General features: G+C 63.5%; 14 protein-coding genes. 2 read left to right on the top strand and 12 right to left on the bottom strand.

All coding sequences use genetic code 11. The annotated features are described in order from the left end of the window. Nucleotides 1-12: 12 nt before the first annotated feature. From CRP40_RS19315 to CRP40_RS19270, 10 genes are all read right to left on the bottom strand, one after another. On the bottom strand, nt 13-1,143 hold the full coding sequence (locus tag CRP40_RS19315) for a lactonase family protein (protein WP_027916517.1): 1,131 nt from the start codon (nt 1,141-1,143) through the stop codon (nt 13-15). Further along, complete coding sequence (locus CRP40_RS19310; RefSeq protein ID WP_027916516.1) at nt 1,109-1,399, bottom strand: DUF5629 family protein; 291 nt, start codon at nt 1,397-1,399, stop codon at nt 1,109-1,111. The genes CRP40_RS19315 and CRP40_RS19310 overlap by 35 nt, the downstream gene beginning before the upstream one ends. A gap of 76 nt (nt 1,400-1,475) precedes the next feature. Continuing rightward, nucleotides 1,476-3,851, bottom strand: a complete 2,376-nt coding sequence (locus tag CRP40_RS19305; RefSeq protein WP_027916515.1) for an RND family transporter — start codon at nt 3,849-3,851, stop codon at nt 1,476-1,478. A gap of 20 nt (nt 3,852-3,871) precedes the next feature. Next, nucleotides 3,872-4,897: a YCF48-related protein gene (locus CRP40_RS19300; protein ID WP_027916514.1), complete on the bottom strand. Its 1,026-nt coding sequence runs from the start codon at nt 4,895-4,897 to the stop codon at nt 3,872-3,874. Between the two features lie 280 nt (nt 4,898-5,177). Beyond that, nucleotides 5,178-7,835 (bottom strand): aminopeptidase N, encoded by a 2,658-nt coding sequence (pepN, locus tag CRP40_RS19295; RefSeq protein ID WP_027916513.1) that lies wholly within the window; start codon nt 7,833-7,835, stop codon nt 5,178-5,180. Nucleotides 7,836-7,848: 13 nt separating this feature from the next. Next, on the bottom strand, nt 7,849-8,679 hold the full coding sequence (locus CRP40_RS19290) for a DUF2797 domain-containing protein (protein ID WP_027916512.1): 831 nt from the start codon (nt 8,677-8,679) through the stop codon (nt 7,849-7,851). After that, nucleotides 8,676-8,936 carry a DUF1315 family protein gene (locus CRP40_RS19285; protein WP_023533690.1) on the bottom strand — a complete coding sequence of 87 codons (261 nt, stop codon included), beginning with the start codon at nt 8,934-8,936 and terminating at the stop codon, nt 8,676-8,678. The genes CRP40_RS19290 and CRP40_RS19285 overlap by 4 nt, the downstream gene beginning before the upstream one ends. A 13-nt stretch (nt 8,937-8,949) precedes the next feature. Continuing rightward, nucleotides 8,950-9,837, bottom strand: coding sequence for a rhomboid family intramembrane serine protease (locus CRP40_RS19280; RefSeq protein ID WP_027916511.1), 888 nt, complete (start codon nt 9,835-9,837; stop codon nt 8,950-8,952). After that, on the bottom strand, nt 9,834-10,805 hold the full coding sequence (locus tag CRP40_RS19275; RefSeq protein WP_027916510.1) for a metallophosphoesterase: 972 nt from the start codon (nt 10,803-10,805) through the stop codon (nt 9,834-9,836). The genes CRP40_RS19280 and CRP40_RS19275 overlap by 4 nt, the downstream gene beginning before the upstream one ends. Beyond that, nucleotides 10,805-11,695, bottom strand: coding sequence for an NAD(+) kinase (locus tag CRP40_RS19270; protein ID WP_027916509.1), 891 nt, complete (start codon nt 11,693-11,695; stop codon nt 10,805-10,807). Before CRP40_RS19270 ends, CRP40_RS19275 begins: the two co-directional genes overlap by 1 nt. A gap of 87 nt (nt 11,696-11,782) precedes the next feature. Here CRP40_RS19270 and CRP40_RS19265 point away from each other — a divergent pair, with 87 nt between their 5' ends. Both CRP40_RS19265 and CRP40_RS19260 read left to right on the top strand, forming a co-directional pair. Next, complete coding sequence (locus tag CRP40_RS19265) at nt 11,783-12,715, top strand: DUF1853 family protein (protein ID WP_027916508.1); 933 nt, start codon at nt 11,783-11,785, stop codon at nt 12,713-12,715. Between the two features lie 128 nt (nt 12,716-12,843). Next, entirely contained in the window at nt 12,844-13,389 is a 546-nt protein-coding gene (locus tag CRP40_RS19260) for a cytochrome b (RefSeq protein ID WP_027916507.1), read from the top strand. Here the strand turns inward: CRP40_RS19260 and CRP40_RS19255 are convergent. Together CRP40_RS19255 and CRP40_RS19250 are read right to left on the bottom strand one after the other, a co-directional pair. Next, nucleotides 13,380-14,270, bottom strand: a complete 891-nt coding sequence (locus CRP40_RS19255) for a pyridoxal-phosphate dependent enzyme (RefSeq protein WP_027916506.1) — start codon at nt 14,268-14,270, stop codon at nt 13,380-13,382. The genes CRP40_RS19260 and CRP40_RS19255 overlap by 10 nt on opposite strands. 42 nt (nt 14,271-14,312) lie before the next feature. Continuing rightward, nucleotides 14,313-16,349 carry an NADPH-dependent 2,4-dienoyl-CoA reductase gene (locus CRP40_RS19250; protein WP_027916505.1) on the bottom strand — a complete coding sequence of 679 codons (2,037 nt, stop codon included), beginning with the start codon at nt 16,347-16,349 and terminating at the stop codon, nt 14,313-14,315. Nucleotides 16,350-16,483 lie beyond the last annotated feature (134 nt).

Here is a 16,483-nt window from a genome sequence, read left to right as displayed (position 1 = left end):
ACCGCTTGAACGTCATCGTATGAACTTCAGGTCCGACGGTGCCGGCTGATCGAAGGTCTGTACCGTTTCCCCCAGCTTGCCCGTGAGCAGATCGCGGCGCATGACCTTGATCTGGTTGCTCTTCTGATTGGCAACCAGCAGGAACTTGTCAGTGGGGTCCAGCGCGAATTCACGGGGGTGGTCACCTTCGACCGAGCGACGTTGCACCAACGCCAACCGTCCATCCTGCTTGCCCACGCTGAACACGACGATCTCATTGGCCGTGCCGCGGTTGCTGACGTACAGAAAGCGGCCGTCCGCCGACAGGTGCAGGCCCGCGCCTGCCTTGGCAGCCGCCTCCTGGCGTTCGGTCAATGGCAGACGCTGGCGTTCGATCAGGTTGCCCTCCTGGACATCGAACACCACCACTTCGGCATGCATTTCCAAGGTCAGGTAGGCATGTTTGCCGCTGGCGTCGAACAGCAAATGCCGTGGCCCACTGCCCGCAGGCAACGACACCGAGGCAGGCTGGGACGGGGTCAGTGGCTTTTTCGTGCTCGCCCCGTCGTAGCGGTAGACGAACACCTTGTCTGCACCCAGGTCGCTGGCATAGACATGCTGGCCGTCTGGAGACGGCACCACCGAATGGACATGGGCACTGGCCTGCCGCTCGGGGTTGACCCCACTGGCTTGATGACGCACCTGCTGGACCACCGACTGCAAGGCGCCTTGCCTGTCGACTGGCAACACCGAAAGGCCGCCGCCTGGGTCGGGGTCGACCGCGTAGTTGGCCACGAACAGATAACGCTGGTCCTGGCTGAGGCTGGCGTGGGTCGGCTCGTCGCCCTGGCTGGGCTTTTGATCGAGCAGGCGTACACTCCCATCGCTGGCAATGTTGAATGCGCTGACGTGACCGTCTGCGGTTTCATTGACGGCAAACAGCAGGCGCTTGTCTTCGGAAAGCACCAGCCACGAGGGGCTGACGCTCTCTACCACCTGCAGCGGTTCGGGGCGGATTGTGCCGGCTTCGCTGTCGAAGGCGTAGCGGTAGATGCCTTGGCTGGCACCGTCTGTGTAGGTGCCAACCAGCAGAGTGGCAGCCTGGGCAGTGTAGGTCAGGGTCATGCAGCTAGCGGTCAGCAGAGTCTTCCAGGTCCGGTTCATGGTCTTCTTCTTCCGGTGCGCGAAATGCATCCAGACAGATCAGTCGGTGCTCACCTTCGGCAGTGCAGATGCGCCAGTCGTTCACTTCTTTACTGGCCGCATCGACCTGCGCGGCGGTGAATACCCAACGCCGCAGTTGGCGGCCGTCCATGCATTCGATGGCAAGGCCCTGCTCGTCGCAGGTGAAATCGAACGCGTGAAGGCCGTCTATCAGAAGCATGTCGCAGTGTTGCAAGGCGCTGGCAAGTGGTGACATGGGGGTACCTGTACGGGACATTGCATGTGGAAAAGCCCTGCATTATACCCCCATGGCCGCGCAACGCCCGGTCGTTTCAATGGGCGAAAATCGAGCCCCCCGCCTTGCCTGCCATCTTCTCGGGCTTGATCAGGAACCGCGCCAGCGCCGGCAGTAGCCACAGCGCACCGAACATGTTCCACAACAGCATGAAGGTCAGCATCAGGCCCATGTCCGCCTGGAACTTGATCGCCGAGAAGATCCAGGTACATACCCCGATGGCCAGGCACAGGCCGGTGAACAGCACCGCCTTGCCGGTGGAGCGCAGCGTCTGGTAATAGGCTTCTTGCAGCGGCAACCCGGCGCGCAGGAAGCTCTCCAGACGGCTGTAGATGTAGATGCCGTAGTCCACGCCAATGCCTACCCCCAGCGCAACCACCGGCAGCGTCGCCACCTTGACGCCGATGCCCATGTACGCCATCAGCGCGTTGCCCAGCACGGAGGTCAACACCAAGGGCAGCACGATGCACAGGGTCGCGGCGAAGGAACGGAAGGTGATCAGGCACATGACCGCCACGCACAGGTACACCAGGATCAGGATGGTCAATTCGGCCGACTTGATCACCTCGTTGGTGGCCGCTTCGATACCGGCGTTGCCGGCAGCCAGCAGGAACTGCAAGCCTTCTCTGTCGTGGCTGTCGGCAAACGCCTTGGCAGCGGCCGTCACCCGCTCGAGGGTCTCGGCCTTGTGGTCATTGAGAAACACCAGCACCGGGGCCAGCGAGCAATCGCCGTTGTACAGGCCATCGGCCCGTGCGATGGAGTTGTTCAGGACATCGGGGTTGCGCGAGAGGGTTTCCCACTTGAGGCTACCCTCGTTCATGCCCTTGATCACCTGTTTGGACACGCTGACCAGGGAAATGGCCGACTGCACACCCGGCGTGTTTTCCATGGTCCACATCAGCTCGTCGATCGGCGCCAGGGTCGAATGCACCGAACACTGCTCGGCGGCCGTCTTGACCATGATCACCAGCACATCGGAACTGGTGGAATAGTTGCTGATGATGAAGTTGTTGTCCTGGTTGTAGCGCGAGTCGGGCCGCAGCTCCGGTGCGCCCTGGTCGAGGTCGCCGATCTTCAGGTTCTGGCTGTACCACAGCCCCCCGGCGAAGGCGACCAGGGCCAGGGCGATGGAAACCGGCGCCACCCTGGGGCTGGCAAAGCGCGACAGCATCCGCCAGAACGGGTGCTCGCGGGTGGCGTCGCGCTTGCTGCGCTCGATGGCCTTCTTGCTGATACCCACATAGGAAATGGCCACCGGCAGCAGAATCAGGTTGGTGAAGACGATCACCGCGACGCCGATGGATGCACCGATGGCCAGTTCGCGGATCACGCCGATGTCGATGATCAACAGGGTGATGAAGCCCACGGCATCGGCGAGAATGGCGATCATGCCTGGCAGGAACAGTTGCCGGAACGTGCGCCTGGCCGCCGTCAGGGCGTTGTCTGCATCGCTCGATTGCAGGGCAATGCCGTTGATTTTCTGCACACCGTGGGAAATGCCGATGGCAAAGATCAGGAACGGCACCAGCATCGAATACGGATCCAGGCCGAAGCCGACCGCATGCATCAGCCCCAGTTGCCACACCACCGCCACCAATGTGGTAATGAGCACCGCGATGGTGCTGCGGATGCACCAGGTGAACCAGTACAGCAGCACCCAGGTGATCAGCAGGGCGATGCCGAAGAACATCACCACCATGACCAGCCCGTCGATGAGGTCACCGACCTTCTTCGCGAACCCGACGATATGCACCTTCACATTGGGGTTCTGAGCCTGAAACTTGTCGCGAATCTTTTCTTCGAGCAAGTGGGAGAACTGCTGGTAGTCGAGCTTGACCACCCGCCCTGGGTCCTGTGGGTCGGGGTAACTTTCCAGCAGTGGCACGTCGATGATGCTGGATTTGAAGTTGTTGCCCACCAGCCGCCCTATCTGCCCGGACCGCAGCACGTTGTCGCGCAGGGTATCGAGGCTGGCCTGCGAGCCGTCGTAGGTGTTGGGAATCACCTCGCCACCGGAGAACCCCTCCTCGGTGACTTCGCTCCAGCGCACGCTCGGGCTCCACAGCGACTTGAGCCCGGCCCGATCGACGCCTGGGATGTAGAACACCTCGTCGTGGATCTGGCGCAGGGTCTCCATGTAGTTTTTGTCGAAGATGTCGCCATTGACCGCCTCGACCGAGATGCGCACGGTGTTGCCCAGGTTGGCCAAGTCGTTGCGGTGCTCCATCATCTGTTCGATGAACGGATGCTGCAACGGGATCATTTTCTCGAAGCTGGTGGAGGGGCGAATTTGCGTGGCCTGCCAGAACAGGAAGAGGCTGACCAACACACAGAGGATGATGACCGCCGGCCGATTGTTGAAGATCAGGCGTTCGAGCAGTGTGGCTTTGTCCTGATGATGCGGCTGCATGGGAATGTGCTCCTGGCTGCTCATGGCTGTGCCTCACTGCCGGCGGCATCGAGCCCCTTGGCATTGGCGATGTGGGCGCCGCCCTGCCCTACCAGCAGTAGCTCGCCGTTGGGCAGGCCGCTGACGCCGGACAGGGCGATGCGGTCCGGGCGGTTGTGGACGCTGAAGGTCTGGCCGGCATCGGTGCTGCGCAACACGCTGCCGCCGTTGCCGACCACCACGACGGTGCCGTCATCGAGCAAGGTGGCACCGGCCAGGCCGAATTCGAGCTCGCCTCGCGCAGCCTGCAAGGGGATCGATTGCCAGGTGTCGCCGAAGTCGGTGGAGCGCAGCAGGTTGCCGCGCAAGCCGAACGCCAGCAGGGTACGCGCCTGGGCAGTGCCGATCACGCCGAACAGCGACCCCTGGTAAGGCCCTTCCACTTTCTGCCAGTGCTGCCCGTTGTCCTCGGAGCGGTACATGCTGCCCTGCTCCCCGACGATGAACAAACCAGCGTCACGCACCTGGGTGATGGCATTGAGGTGCAACTGGTCGGGGTTGTCGAGGCGCTCGGCCACGTCCTGCCAATGCTGGCCCCCGTCCGTGGTTTCGAGCAAGGCGCCGTAGGCGCCGACGGCCAGGCCGTGCTGGGCATCGAGGAACACAATGTCGAGCAAGGGCGCTTCGCGCGACACGTCTTCGAACTGCTTGCTCCAGGTCGCCCCGCCGTCGCCGGTGGCGAGGATCTGCGCATCGTGGCCCACGGCCCAACCGCGCTTGTCATCAAGGAAAAAGACAGCCGTCAGCAACTGGCGGGTTGGCACGCGGGCCTGAGTCCAGGTGCTGCCCTGGTCATCGGAGAACAGGATATGGCCACGGTCGCCGACCACGACCACGCGCGTGCCCGCATGGGCAGCGTCGATCAACAGCCTTTGACTGGCTTTGGCCGATTCGGTGGAGTATTCATCGGCTGACGCAGCCTGCGCGCCTTGCCATCCACTCAGTGCAAGGGTGAGCACTGCTGCGGCCGCCATCGGCCATCCAGCGCGCCTGCTCCAATTCCTCATGACTGCCCCCGATTGTATTTTTGTTGGGTGGGTCAATACCTTGCAGAAACGCACAAATGCCTGCAATAGAGGCCTGCAAGGGCGTGCGGTGATCGTAACGGGAGGATTTGGAGGAGCACAACGGGCGGGGTGTTATGTTTTGTTATCAGCGCAAGGCGCGTGGTTCATGCGCAGAAGATGCAGCGCCTGCAGGCGAACAGGATTCCCCGGCAGGCGCTGCGTGTGCAGCGTAACAACGTTGGCAGTCGAAATCGGGGGGCCATCAGGCGCCCCCCGGGCGTCATGCCAGGCTTTTACTCACGACTTCGTAAACGTCACTGGAGAGTTCACCAGCGGCCAGAATCCGCTCCAGCTCACCCTTCATCAGGGCCTGCCGGGCGGCGTCATACTTGCGCCAGCGGGTCAGCGGCGCCAATTGCCGGGAGGCGATCTGCGGGTTGAGCGCATTGAGCTCGATCACCAGATCCGCCAGGAAGCGGTAGCCGGAGCCATCGGCAGCATGGAAGTTGACTAGGTTCTGGCCGGCAAAGGCGCCGACCACCGCGCGCACCTTGTTCGGGTTCTTCAGGGTGAAGGCCGGGTGTTGCATCAACGCCTTCACCCGTGCCAAGCCACCTGGCAAGGTACTGGCCGCCTGCACGCTGAACCACTGGTCCATGACCAGGGGGTTGTCCTTGAAGTGTTCAGCAAAGCTTTCCAGGGCCTTGGCGCGCTCGGCCTCGAAGGGCGAGTTGACCAGCACCGCCAGGGCCGTGAGGCGCTCGGTCATGTTGTCGCACTGCTCGAACTGCTCCAGAGTCGCTTCCAGCACCTGCGGTTTGACGCTGAGCATCAGGTACGACAGGGCGATGTTCTGCAGGCTGCGGCGAGCAAAGTGCTCGGCAGAGGCAACGTACGCGGTGTTACGCGAGACCGCGCGGTTGGCCTGGTAACGCGTCCAGAGCGGCTCGAACAAGTGCTCGGCAATTTGCCGGCGAGCGAACTCGCGGGCTGCGTGGATGGCGTCCACATCGGCCACCTGGCTGATCTCGGTCAGGTAGCCCTCCCCTGGCAGCGAGAGCATTTCGGCCACCATGGCAGCATCGAGCGAGGTGTCGCCCAGCACCGTATCCAACGCCTTGAGCAGACGCGGGTCCAGTTGCAGCGCCTGACCAAGCTGGTGCTGGCCGATCAGCTCCTGCAACACCTGAACGGCCAGTTGCTGACCGGCTTCCCAACGGTTGAAGCCGTCGCTGTCGTGCTGCATCAGGAACATCAACTGGTCGCGGTCGTATGGGAAGCTCAGCTTGACCGGGGCACTGAAACCGCGCAGCAGCGACGGCAGCGGCCGCGCTTCAATACCCTGGAAGACGAAGGTCTGCTCGGCCTCGGTCACCGACAGCACCCGGGTGCTGCCCACTGCCGAGGACTCGCCCGCCAATTGCAGCGGCAGGTCGTTGCCCTGGGCATCGAGCAGGCCCAATTCGACCGGAATCACGAAGGGCAGCTTCTCGGCCTTGTCTGGGGTGGGTGGGCAGCTCTGGCGGAACGTCAGGCTATAGGTGCGCGCCGCTTCATCGTAGGCATCGCTCACCTCCAGGCGCGGCGTACCGGCCTGGCTGTACCAGCGCTTGAACTGAGTCAGGTCGACGCCGTTGGCATCTTCCATCGCCTTGATGAAGTCGTCGGTGGTCACCGCTTGCCCATCGTGACGCTCGAAGTACAGGTCGCTGCCCTGGCGGAAGCCCTCGGCCCCCAGCAGCGTGCGCACCATGCGTACCACTTCCGAGCCTTTTTCGTACACGGTCAGGGTGTAGAAGTTGGAAATCTCGATGAAGCTGTCAGGGCGCACCGGGTGGGCCATGGGGCCCGCATCCTCGGCGAACTGATGGGTGCGCAGGTAGGCAACGTCCTCGATGCGCTTGACGGTGCGTGAATTCATGTCGGCGCTGAACTCGGCATCGCGGAACACCGTGAAGCCTTCCTTGAGCGACAGTTGGAACCAGTCGCGGCAGGTGACGCGGTTGCCCGACCAGTTGTGGAAGTACTCATGGGCCACCACCGCTTCGACCCGCTGATGCGCGGCATCGGTGGCCGTTTCGGCGCGCGCCAGCACGCAGCTGGAGTTGAAGATGTTAAGGCCTTTGTTTTCCATGGCCCCCATGTTGAAGTCGTTGACCGCGACGATCATGAAGATGTCCAGGTCGTACTCGCGGCCATACACCTCTTCGTCCCAACGCATGGACTTCTTCAGGCTGACCATGGCGTGGTTGCACTTGTCGATGTTCTCCGGCTCGACATAGATGCGCAGGGTCACATCACGGCCCGACTGGCGGGTGAAGGTGTCTTCCACGCACCACAGGTCGCCTGCGACCAGGGCGAACAGGTACGCCGGCTTCATGAACGGGTCTTCCCAGGTCGCCCAGTGACGGCCATCCTCGGCAGGGCCGCTGCCTACCGGGTTGCCGTTGGAGAGCAGCACCGGGTAGCGATGCTGTTCGGCGATCACCGTGGTGGTGAAGATGCTCATGACATCGGGGCGATCGAGGTAGTAGGTGATCTTGCGGAAACCCTCGGCTTCGCACTGGGTGCAGAACATCTTGCCGGACTTGTACAGCCCCTCGAGCGCTGTGTTGGTTTCTGGATGGATCTTGACGGTGGTGTCGAGGGTGAATTGCGCTGCCCGTGGCTGGACGGTCAGGCTGCCTGCGTCGATCTGGTAGTCGCCGGCCTGCAAGGGTTCATCGTCGAGGGCGGCGCGCACCAGTTCGAGTTGCTGGCCGTCGAGCACCAGCGCAGGCAGGCCGCCCCCATGCACCGGGTTGCGGCGCATGATCAGTTGCGCGTGGACCAGGGTGTGGTCTTCGAACAGCTCGAAGGTCAGGTGCGTTTCGTCGATCAGGTACTCAGGCGCCTTGTAGTCCTTGAGATGGATCACTTGCGGTTGTTCGGTACGCATCTGCAGGTCCCTTTTACTGGAGCACGGCCAACTGGTAGGCCGTGTACTTGCGAATATTGATCACACCGGTGTCGAAGATCAGGTACTGGCCCTTGATGCCCAGCAGCGTGCCCTCCACGATCGGGGTCTTGTCCAGGTTGAAGCTGACCACCTTGGTGGGGTAAGCCTGGACCGGGTACGTCATGTGCACGACCTCGGCGTCGGTCAGGGGCTGAATCGCCTGCAGGCCGAAGCGCGCCTGCAGCTGGCCAAGCCCTTCGGCACACGCCTCCAGCACCTGATCGCGCAAGGCCGGCAGATCAAGCAGCGCGGCGTCACCCTTGAGCAGGGCGCGCCAATTGGTGCGGTCTGGCACCTGACTGCGCAGCAGGTCTTCAACCAGCCCGGACTGCTGCCGGGTGGCCACCCTGAGGATAGGCAAGGCCTGGCTGGCACCCTGGTCGAGCCAGCGGGTGGGCAACTGGGTGGCGCGGGTGATACCGACCTTGATACCGGAGGAGTTGGCCAGGTAGACCACGTGGTCGGTCATGCAGAACTGCTCGCCCCAGGACGGATCGCGGCAGGTGCCTGCGTCGTAGTGGCAGCGCTCCGGGGCCATGATGCACATGTCGCACTGGGCCAGCTTGGTCATGCAGGGGTAGCAGTAACCCTGGCTGTAGCTGCTCTTGGTGCGCTTGCCGCAGTGGCTGCAGTGGATGGCGCCCAGGTAGTGCAGGCGCAGCGGCTTGCCGATCAGCGGGTTGACTGGCACCAGGGTATCGCCTAGGCGAAAGCTGTATTGCACCACGGGGGCCGCCAGGCTGACGGCCATTTTGCTCAACGAGCCACGAGCGAGTTCGATCAATGTACCGAGTCCGACTTGAACAGGATGTTGGGAACGGGGGCGGACTTGGACGCACATTCCTGCGGGCCCATGTAACCGGTGCGCTGGTCCTCGGGCAGGTTTTTCATCTCCCAGGCGATGACCGCTTGCAGGGACAGCTCTTTCTGCTCGGCAGTCAGCTTGCGGCCGTCCGACCATTTGCCGATTTCCACGGCCAGTTTCAGGCTCTCGTAGATTTCCGGGGTGATGTTTTCGATCATTTGCGCGAAAGTGGACATGTTGTCTCCTGATTCAAGCCGACAGTTTACGCCGGGCGAGCGCCCCACCCAAGAGCCCGGTCAGGCATCCGATGAGCAACCCGCCGACGTGCGCGGCGTTGGCGATCTGGCCCAGGCCCAGGGTGCCGACGACGCCGGTCAGGCACACCACCAGCCAGAGGAGCATCATCACCAGCACGCCCTTGGGCAGGTTGAAGTGCGGGTTTGGCGCCCGCCATTGATACAGCCAGATGTGCCCGAGCAGGCCATAAAGCACGCCTGAAAGCCCACCGAACAGGCCAGGCCCCGTGGTGTAGTGTTGGGCCAGGTTCGATACCAGGCTGAACAGCAGGGTGAGCCCCAGCAACGTCCACGGGCCCTGGCGCAGTTCGATGCGCTTGCCCAGCTCCCAGAACCACAGGCTGTTCATGGCCAGGTGCAGCGCGCCGAAATGCAGCAGCATGGGCGAGACCAGCCGCCACCATTGCCCGTGCGCCAGGCCCTCGGCCAGGGGCGCGAAGTACAGGTAATCGCCCTGCACGTGAAAATCGAGAAACGTGAACCAGCTGATGGTGGTGAAGTTGTCGCCCAAGCCCGTGAGCCCAGCGACCATGAAGGTCAGCAGCAGCGTCAGGGCAGTGACCTTGCAAGCCTTTGCCTGGGCCAGCAGCGACGGCTGTGGCACCTCTTGCACCTGCTGGTCGGGCAACGCGGGGTCAGGCTCGGCCTGCAGGTCGGCGTTGCCATCGGGGTAGCGCTGGTAGAGGTGCAACACCTCGTCGGCCAGGGTTTCAGGCGCCCAGAGTACCTGGTCCTCGCCCTCCTCGCTGACCCGGTGCGGTACCTGCAAGCGTTGCAGCATCTGCACGAAACCGCTGAGGTCCACCGTCAGCGGCAGGCGCATCACTTGGATAATGTTCATTGGCTAGCCTGTGGTCGGTCGACATCCACCCAGACGAACTTGCGGGGGTCGATACGGGTTTCATCGTCCAGCCTGTAGGCGACCAGCTTGCCGTACAACACGGCGCTGTAGTCCAGGCAGGCCAGGTTGCTGCGAATCGGGGCGGGCCGGCCGCTGCGCCAGTAATGGCCAACGAACAGCATGGGCTCGTCCTCGGCGTAGCGCAGCAACGCGCTCTTCTGGCTGTGGCTCAGCGGTGTGTTGGCCACCTCCGCTGGCAGCGCATCGGGCTGGAAGACGATATCGCCGTAGGTCTGCGGGTCGTCTTCCCAGAACTTGGTGCGGAAGAAGGCGCGGGTCAGGCCATCGCCACCGGTCAGGGTGAGGCCATCGGGCAAGCGCATGTCGGTGCCGCGCAGCAGGCGGTTGCAGACGTTGGCGGCAAAGCTGCCGCTCACCGCCGACGCCTGGACGAAGTGGCGGTCGACGCGCCCGTCGGGGTACTGGCGACGCAGAGGCTCGATCAGGCGTGCATCCCAGCAGGCGTGTACGAGGCGAAAGCGACCGGCATCGATGAACAGGGGTAGCGTCTGGAACCAGTCGAGAAACGCCTGCCAGTCCGCAGGGTGATGGGCGAACTGGGTGAGGGTTTCGTCGATGAGCCTGGCGTGGCGAGGGGTGTGTTCGCGCACGAAGGCCTTGCCGCTGCCCGGCAGTGCTGGCGTCACCCACCCTAGGGCGCTGTATTCGTGATTGCCCATGATGCAGTGCGCCTGCCCGGCGGCGACCATGTCGTGAACGATGTGCAGGGCTTCGCGGATACGCGGGCCGCGGTCCACGATATCGCCCAAAAACAGCGCCTGGCGCCGAGGGTGGCGCCAGACGCCGGCAATGCGCTGGTAACCGAGGGCGTCGAGCAAACGCTCGAGGGTCAAGGCACAGCCGTGAACGTCACCGATGATGTCGAAACTGCGCGCCGGATCCAGCATCAGTCGTCCCTGCCCCCCAGGCGGCTGCCCCAGCCAAGCTTCGTGCGGCAGACTTCGTAGTAGTTGTGGTCCAGCGGGTGGATCAGGCGCAGCTTCTGGGGCTTCTTGCTCACCGTGATGGTGTCACCGGGTGCACAGGTGAAGTGGTTCTGACCGTCACACGACACCTGCGGGTAGATCTGCAGGTCCTTGGCCACCACGATCTTCAGTTCGCTGTTGCCATCGACGACGATCGGCCGCCCTGACAAGGTATGCGGGTACATGGGCACGATGACGATCGCATCGAGCTTGGGGTGCATGATCGGGCCACCGGCGGACAATGCGTAGGCGGTGGAGCCGGTCGGGGTGGCGACGATCAGGCCGTCGGCCTTCTGGCTGCAGACGAACTGGCCGTCGATGTAGATCTCGAATTCGATCATGCGGGTGGACTTGCCGGGGTGCAGGACCACGTCGTTGAGCGCATCACCCTGGCCGATCGCCTCCTGATGACGGCGCACTTCGGCTTGCAGCAGGAAACGGTTCTCGACTAGGTAGTGACCCTCGAGCACCTCGGAGACTTTCTCTTCCAGTTCATCCGGACGGATGTCGGTGAGAAAGCCCAGGTTGCCCCGATTGATGCCCAGTACCGGGATATTGTGACGCGCCAGGGCACGCGCAGCGCCCAGCAGGCTGCCGTCGCCGCCGACCACGATGACCAGGTCACAGACCTCGCCCAGCAGCTTGCGGGTGGAAGTCTGCAGCCCGTGGCCGGGCAGGACTTCACCGATGGTGTCTTCGAGGATCACATGCAAGTGGCGCTCGAGGAGGAATTTTTTCAGTCGGCGGATGGTGTCCAGCACCTGCGAGCTGCCGAGACGACCGATGATACCGATATTGCGAAATTGCTCCATGGGGCTCCTGCAAGGCTCTGCGACGGGTGACGATGCAGCGATTATGGGCGAACCACGAAGCAGCGGCAAACCGGCTATGCTCGCAGGATGATGCCATTTCCTTCGCTCGTGCACCTGCCCCGGCTGTTCCAGCGCCCCGCGGTGCGTGACCTTGCCTGGACCCTGCTCTCGCCGCCGCTGCTGGAGAACGCAGGCTGCCCCCAGCGCCACCCGCTGGCAGGTAGCCTCTGGGTGGAGCGGCCGCAGGCGTTACAGGCCTGGCTGCACGGGCTGGACGCCGATGACACGCCCTTGCAGCACTGGCTCAAGGGCCTTGGCAGCCGCCGCCTCGGGCTGTATTACGAACGCCTGTGGCAGTTTGCCTTGCAACAGGCGCCCGGCGTCGAACTGTTGGCGGCCAACCTGGCTATCCGCGAAGACGGCCGGACCTTGGGCGAGCTGGATGTGGTGCTGCGTGATCGCGATGGGGTGCATCACCTGGAACTGGCCATCAAGCTGTACCTGGGCCCTGAGCGCTTCGGTACCGACCCTGGGGGCTGGCTGGGGCCTGGCTGCCACGATCGCCTGCAAGCCAAGCTGGAACACACCCGCCACCACCAGTTGCCCATGTCGGCCAGCACCCAGGGCCGTACCGCCCTCGAGCGGCTCGACCTGCCTACGGTGCAGGCCAGCATGTGGATGGGGGGCTACCTGTTCTACCCGACGCTGGCCGCGAGCCAGGCGCCGCAGGGCGTCCACCCCCAGCACTTGCGTGGCCGGTGGTTGCATCGCAAGGACTGGATCAGCGCACCAGACGGGCATTGGCAACCGCTGGCGCGCAGCGCCTGGCTGGCCCCCGCACGGTGTGCGGCCTGCGAGGTCTGGAGCGCTGCTCAGTTCGCCGCGTGGCTGCACCTGCTGGCGCCCGATGCGCCTGCGCAGTTGCTGGTCAACGTGCAACGGCAGCAGGACGGCAGCTGGCAAGAGGTAGAGCGGGTGTTCCTGGTTGCCGATCAGTGGCCAGGCGCGCTGGCTCTCTGACCGCAGATCCTCCCATAGGCGGCAACATATTTTTCACCGACCTGGAGCAATGATGCAGCCCGGGTAACCCGTACACTGGACCTGAGCGCCACCAAGAGCGCTACCCCACCGACCGATGAGGATCAACCATGGTTTCGAGCACCCCAGCGCCCCATTACGCGCGCGTGTCCATTGTCCTGCACTGGCTGATGCTGGTGCTGCTGGCCGCCGTTTATGCCTGTATCGAGTTTCGCGGGATCTTCCCGCGCGACAGCGCAGAGCGCAACCTGATGAAAGACCTGCATTTCATGTTGGGCCTGAGCGTGTTCGTGCTGGTATGGCTGCGCCTGGCCATGCGCGTACTCCATCGCGCGCCTCCCATCTCACCCAAACCCCCTGCCTGGCAAACCGGCCTGGCCCATCTGGTTCACCTGCTGCTGTACCTGCTGATGATCGGCATGCCGCTGGCCGGCTGGCTGATCCTCAGCGCCGCCGACAAACCGATACCGTTCTATGGCCTTGAGCTGCCGCACCTGATCGGCCCTGACGTAGACCTGGCCAAGTTCATCAAGGGCTGGCATGAGCGTGTGGGTACCTGGGGCTACTGGCTGATCGGCCTGCATGCGCTGGCCGGCCTTTATCATCACTATGTCAAACGCGACAATACGTTGCTGCGCATGCTGCCTTACAAGTAACCCCGACGGCCCTGCAAACCGCCGGTATGGACGAACACCAAGCGAGTGCCGGGCGCGAACAATCCGGCTTCGACCTGAGCCTTGAGCGCGAGCAATGCCTTGCCGGTATAGAGCGCCTCGAAAGGGATCCCGGCCTGCTGCTCGCAGTCGGCAATGAAGGCCAGCAGTTGTTCGTCGAACTTGCCGAAGCCGCCCCGGCTGGCACTGTGCAGGCGGTAACCCTGGGTGCCGGCAAGTGCCGCCACGGTCTCGGCCACGCCATAGTGGTCGGGTACGGCCAACGCCCCATGCACGGCATGGGCCCCTGACTCGGCCAGCACCAGGCCTGCAAGCGTGGTGCCGGTGCCCGCGGCCAGCCACCAGGCGTCATAGTCCGGCCAGCCCAGTGTCGCAAGCTGCGCGTGCAAGTGGGTCACGATCGACGCGCACCCCTGGGCGCCGGCCTGCCCGCCTCCGCCTTCGGGGATGCAGTGCCAGCCGGGATAGCGCGCGTGCCAGGGCGTCCAGAACCCCACCTCGTTACGTTGTCGGTAGCCCTCGTAACCCAGCCAGTGCAGTTGCATGCCCATTGCCTGCAAGTCCTGCACGGTGGGTGTTTGGCACGGGTGCCCCCGCAGCAGGCCGGCCGTGGCCAGGCCCAACCGCTTGCCGGCAGCGGCCAGAGCATGAAGGTGGTTGGAATGGTTGCCGCCCAGGCTCACCAGGCCAGGGGCCTTGGCATCGAGCGCCTGCTCAAGGTGATGGCGCAGCTTGAACCACTTGTTGCCGCTGATCAGAGGGTCGATCAGGTCAAGGCGCAGGATGGCGGTCTCGACCTGCCCCCTCGCCAGCCAGGGCAATGTCAGGCGTTGCAGAGGGGCCAGGGGGAGTTCGACAGGCATGGGCGCCAGTCTATCAGCACAGCCACTGGTATGGACCGTGAATCAAAGCTGCGCCGCCAACCTCGATCCCTGATCGATCGCCCGCTTGGCATCGAGCTCTGCCGCCACGTCAGCACCGCCGATCAAGTGTACCGACTGCCGCGCAGCCACCAGACCGTCCTGCAATTCGCGCAGCGGGTCCTGGCCTGCGCAGATCACCACGTTGTCCACCGCCAGCACCTGCGGCTCGCCGCCGCCAATGCGCACATGCAGGCCCGCGTCATCAATGGCCAGGTACTCGACGCCATTGAGCATCTTCACCTGCTTGTTCTTCAACCCGGTGCGGTGGATCCAGCCAGTGGTCTTGCCCAAGCCATCCCCTACCTTGGAGGTCTTGCGCTGCATCAAGTACACCTGCCGGGCGGGTGCGTGGGGGTGTGGCGTGATACCGGCCACACCACCGCGCGCTTGGAGGTGGGTATCGATACCCCACTCCTTCCAGAATGCTTCGCGGTCCAGGCTGGTGGATACGCCCTGATGCACCAGGTATTCGGATACATCGAAACCGATGCCCCCGGCGCCGATCACAGCCACTGTCTTGCCCACAGGCTTACGCTCGAGCAGCACATCCAGGTAGCTGAGCACCTTGGGGTGCCCAATCCCCGGGATCGCCGGCGCGCGGGGCAGAATGCCAGTCGCGAGGATGATTTCGTCATAGCCGCCGGCCACCAGCGCTGGCACGTCGACGCGCGTGTTCAAGCGTACGTCAACGCCCGTGGTGCGTAGCTTGTTGCGAAAATACCGCAGGGTCTCGTTGAATTCCTCCTTGCCTGGCACGCGCTTGGCAACATTGAACTGGCCGCCAATTTCGCTGGCCGATTCGAACAAGGTCACCACATGGCCACGTTCAGCGGCCACTGTTGCAGCGGCAAGGCCTGCTGGGCCGGCACCCACGACGGCAATGCGCTTGGCCATGCGCACGGGCAGGTAGTTGAGTTCGGTTTCATGGCAGGCCCTTGGGTTTACCAGGCAGCTGGTCAGCTTGCCGCCGAACGTATGGTCCAGGCACGCTTGGTTGCAGCCGATGCAGGTATTGATTTCATCAGCACGCCCGGCGGCAGCCTTGTTGACGAAGGCAGGATCGGCCAGAAACGGCCGGGCCATGGACACCATGTCCGCATCCCCTTCGGCCAGCACCGCCTCGGCCACTTCTGGGGTATTGATACGGTTGGTGGTGATCAAAGGAATACCCACTACTCCACGCAACTTGGCGGTGACCTTGCTGAAGGCTGCCCGCGGCACCTTGGTGGCGATGGTGGGAATGCGCGCCTCGTGCCAGCCAATACCCGTGTTGATCAACGTGGCCCCCGCCCGCTCGATGGCCTTGGCCAGGGTCTCGATCTCGTCCCAGGAGCTGCCGCCCTCGACCAGGTCGAGCATCGAAAGGCGGAAGATGATGATGAAATTCGGGCCCACCGCGCCGCGCACCCGGCTGACGATTTCCACCGCCAGGCGCATGCGATTTTCGTAGCTGCCACCCCAACGGTCGGTGCGGTGGTTGGTGTGGGCGGCGAGGAACTGGTTGATGAAATAGCCTTCCGAGCCCATGACCTCGACGCCGTCGTAACCTGCCTTTTGCGCAAGCAGCGCGCAGTGGGCGAAGTCGGCAATCTGTTTTTCGATTCCCGCCTCGTCCAGTTCCCGGGGCTTGAACGGGTTGATCGGCGCTTGAATGGCGCTTGGCGCCACTTGATGCGGGCTGTAGGCATAGCGCCCGGCATGCAGGATCTGCAGGCAAATCTTGCCACCTGCGGCGTGCACTGCTTCGGTGACGATGCGGTGCTGCTCGGCTTCGGCATCGGTGCTGAGTTTGGCGGCGCCTGCGTACACACCGCCCTCGTCATTGGGTGCAATGCCGCCTGTGACCATCAGCCCTACGCCGCCCTGCGCCCGTTCGGCAAAATAGGCAGCCATGCGCTCGAACCCGCCAGGACGTTCCTCAAGACCCGTGTGCATGGAGCCCATCAGGGTACGGTTACGCAACGTGGTGAAGCCCAGGTCCAGCGGGGCCAGCAGGTGCGGGTAAGGGGTGTCTGTCATGGTTCGGATTCCCAAGGTGATCACGGTAAACGGGCATCTGGCCTAAAGGCGGCCTTGTCGTTATATGAAGCAGACAGTAAACAGCCGTTTGAACCGGCTCAATGACCGGAACTGACAAGTTATTGATCATCACG

Source organism: Pseudomonas sp. URMO17WK12:I9 (assembly GCF_900230165.1).
Lineage (GTDB): Bacteria > Pseudomonadota > Gammaproteobacteria > Pseudomonadales > Pseudomonadaceae > Aquipseudomonas > Aquipseudomonas fulva.
The sequence above is the reverse complement of the archived record's forward strand: the minus strand, read 5'-3'. Positions and strand labels throughout refer to the sequence as shown.

What these genes read in the sequence shown, in the direction of transcription:
- CRP40_RS19315 (WP_027916517.1), bottom strand. Translation starts at nt 1,143, where the DNA reads ATGAACCGGACCTGGAAGACTCTGCTGACCGCTAGCTGCATGACCCTG.
- CRP40_RS19310 (WP_027916516.1), bottom strand. Translation starts at nt 1,399, where the DNA reads ATGTCACCACTTGCCAGCGCCTTGCAACACTGCGACATGCTTCTGATA.
- CRP40_RS19305 (WP_027916515.1), bottom strand. Translation starts at nt 3,851, where the DNA reads ATGCAGCCGCATCATCAGGACAAAGCCACACTGCTCGAACGCCTGATC.
- CRP40_RS19300 (WP_027916514.1), bottom strand. Translation starts at nt 4,897, where the DNA reads ATGAGGAATTGGAGCAGGCGCGCTGGATGGCCGATGGCGGCCGCAGCA.
- pepN (WP_027916513.1), bottom strand. Translation starts at nt 7,835, where the DNA reads ATGCGTACCGAACAACCGCAAGTGATCCATCTCAAGGACTACAAGGCG.
- CRP40_RS19285 (WP_023533690.1), bottom strand. Translation starts at nt 8,936, where the DNA reads ATGTCCACTTTCGCGCAAATGATCGAAAACATCACCCCGGAAATCTAC.
- CRP40_RS19280 (WP_027916511.1), bottom strand. Translation starts at nt 9,837, where the DNA reads ATGAACATTATCCAAGTGATGCGCCTGCCGCTGACGGTGGACCTCAGC.
- CRP40_RS19275 (WP_027916510.1), bottom strand. Translation starts at nt 10,805, where the DNA reads ATGCTGGATCCGGCGCGCAGTTTCGACATCATCGGTGACGTTCACGGC.
- CRP40_RS19270 (WP_027916509.1), bottom strand. Translation starts at nt 11,695, where the DNA reads ATGGAGCAATTTCGCAATATCGGTATCATCGGTCGTCTCGGCAGCTCG.
- CRP40_RS19265 (WP_027916508.1), top strand. Translation starts at nt 11,783, where the DNA reads ATGATGCCATTTCCTTCGCTCGTGCACCTGCCCCGGCTGTTCCAGCGC.
- CRP40_RS19260 (WP_027916507.1), top strand. Translation starts at nt 12,844, where the DNA reads ATGGTTTCGAGCACCCCAGCGCCCCATTACGCGCGCGTGTCCATTGTC.
- CRP40_RS19255 (WP_027916506.1), bottom strand. Translation starts at nt 14,270, where the DNA reads ATGCCTGTCGAACTCCCCCTGGCCCCTCTGCAACGCCTGACATTGCCC.
- CRP40_RS19250 (WP_027916505.1), bottom strand. Translation starts at nt 16,349, where the DNA reads ATGACAGACACCCCTTACCCGCACCTGCTGGCCCCGCTGGACCTGGGC.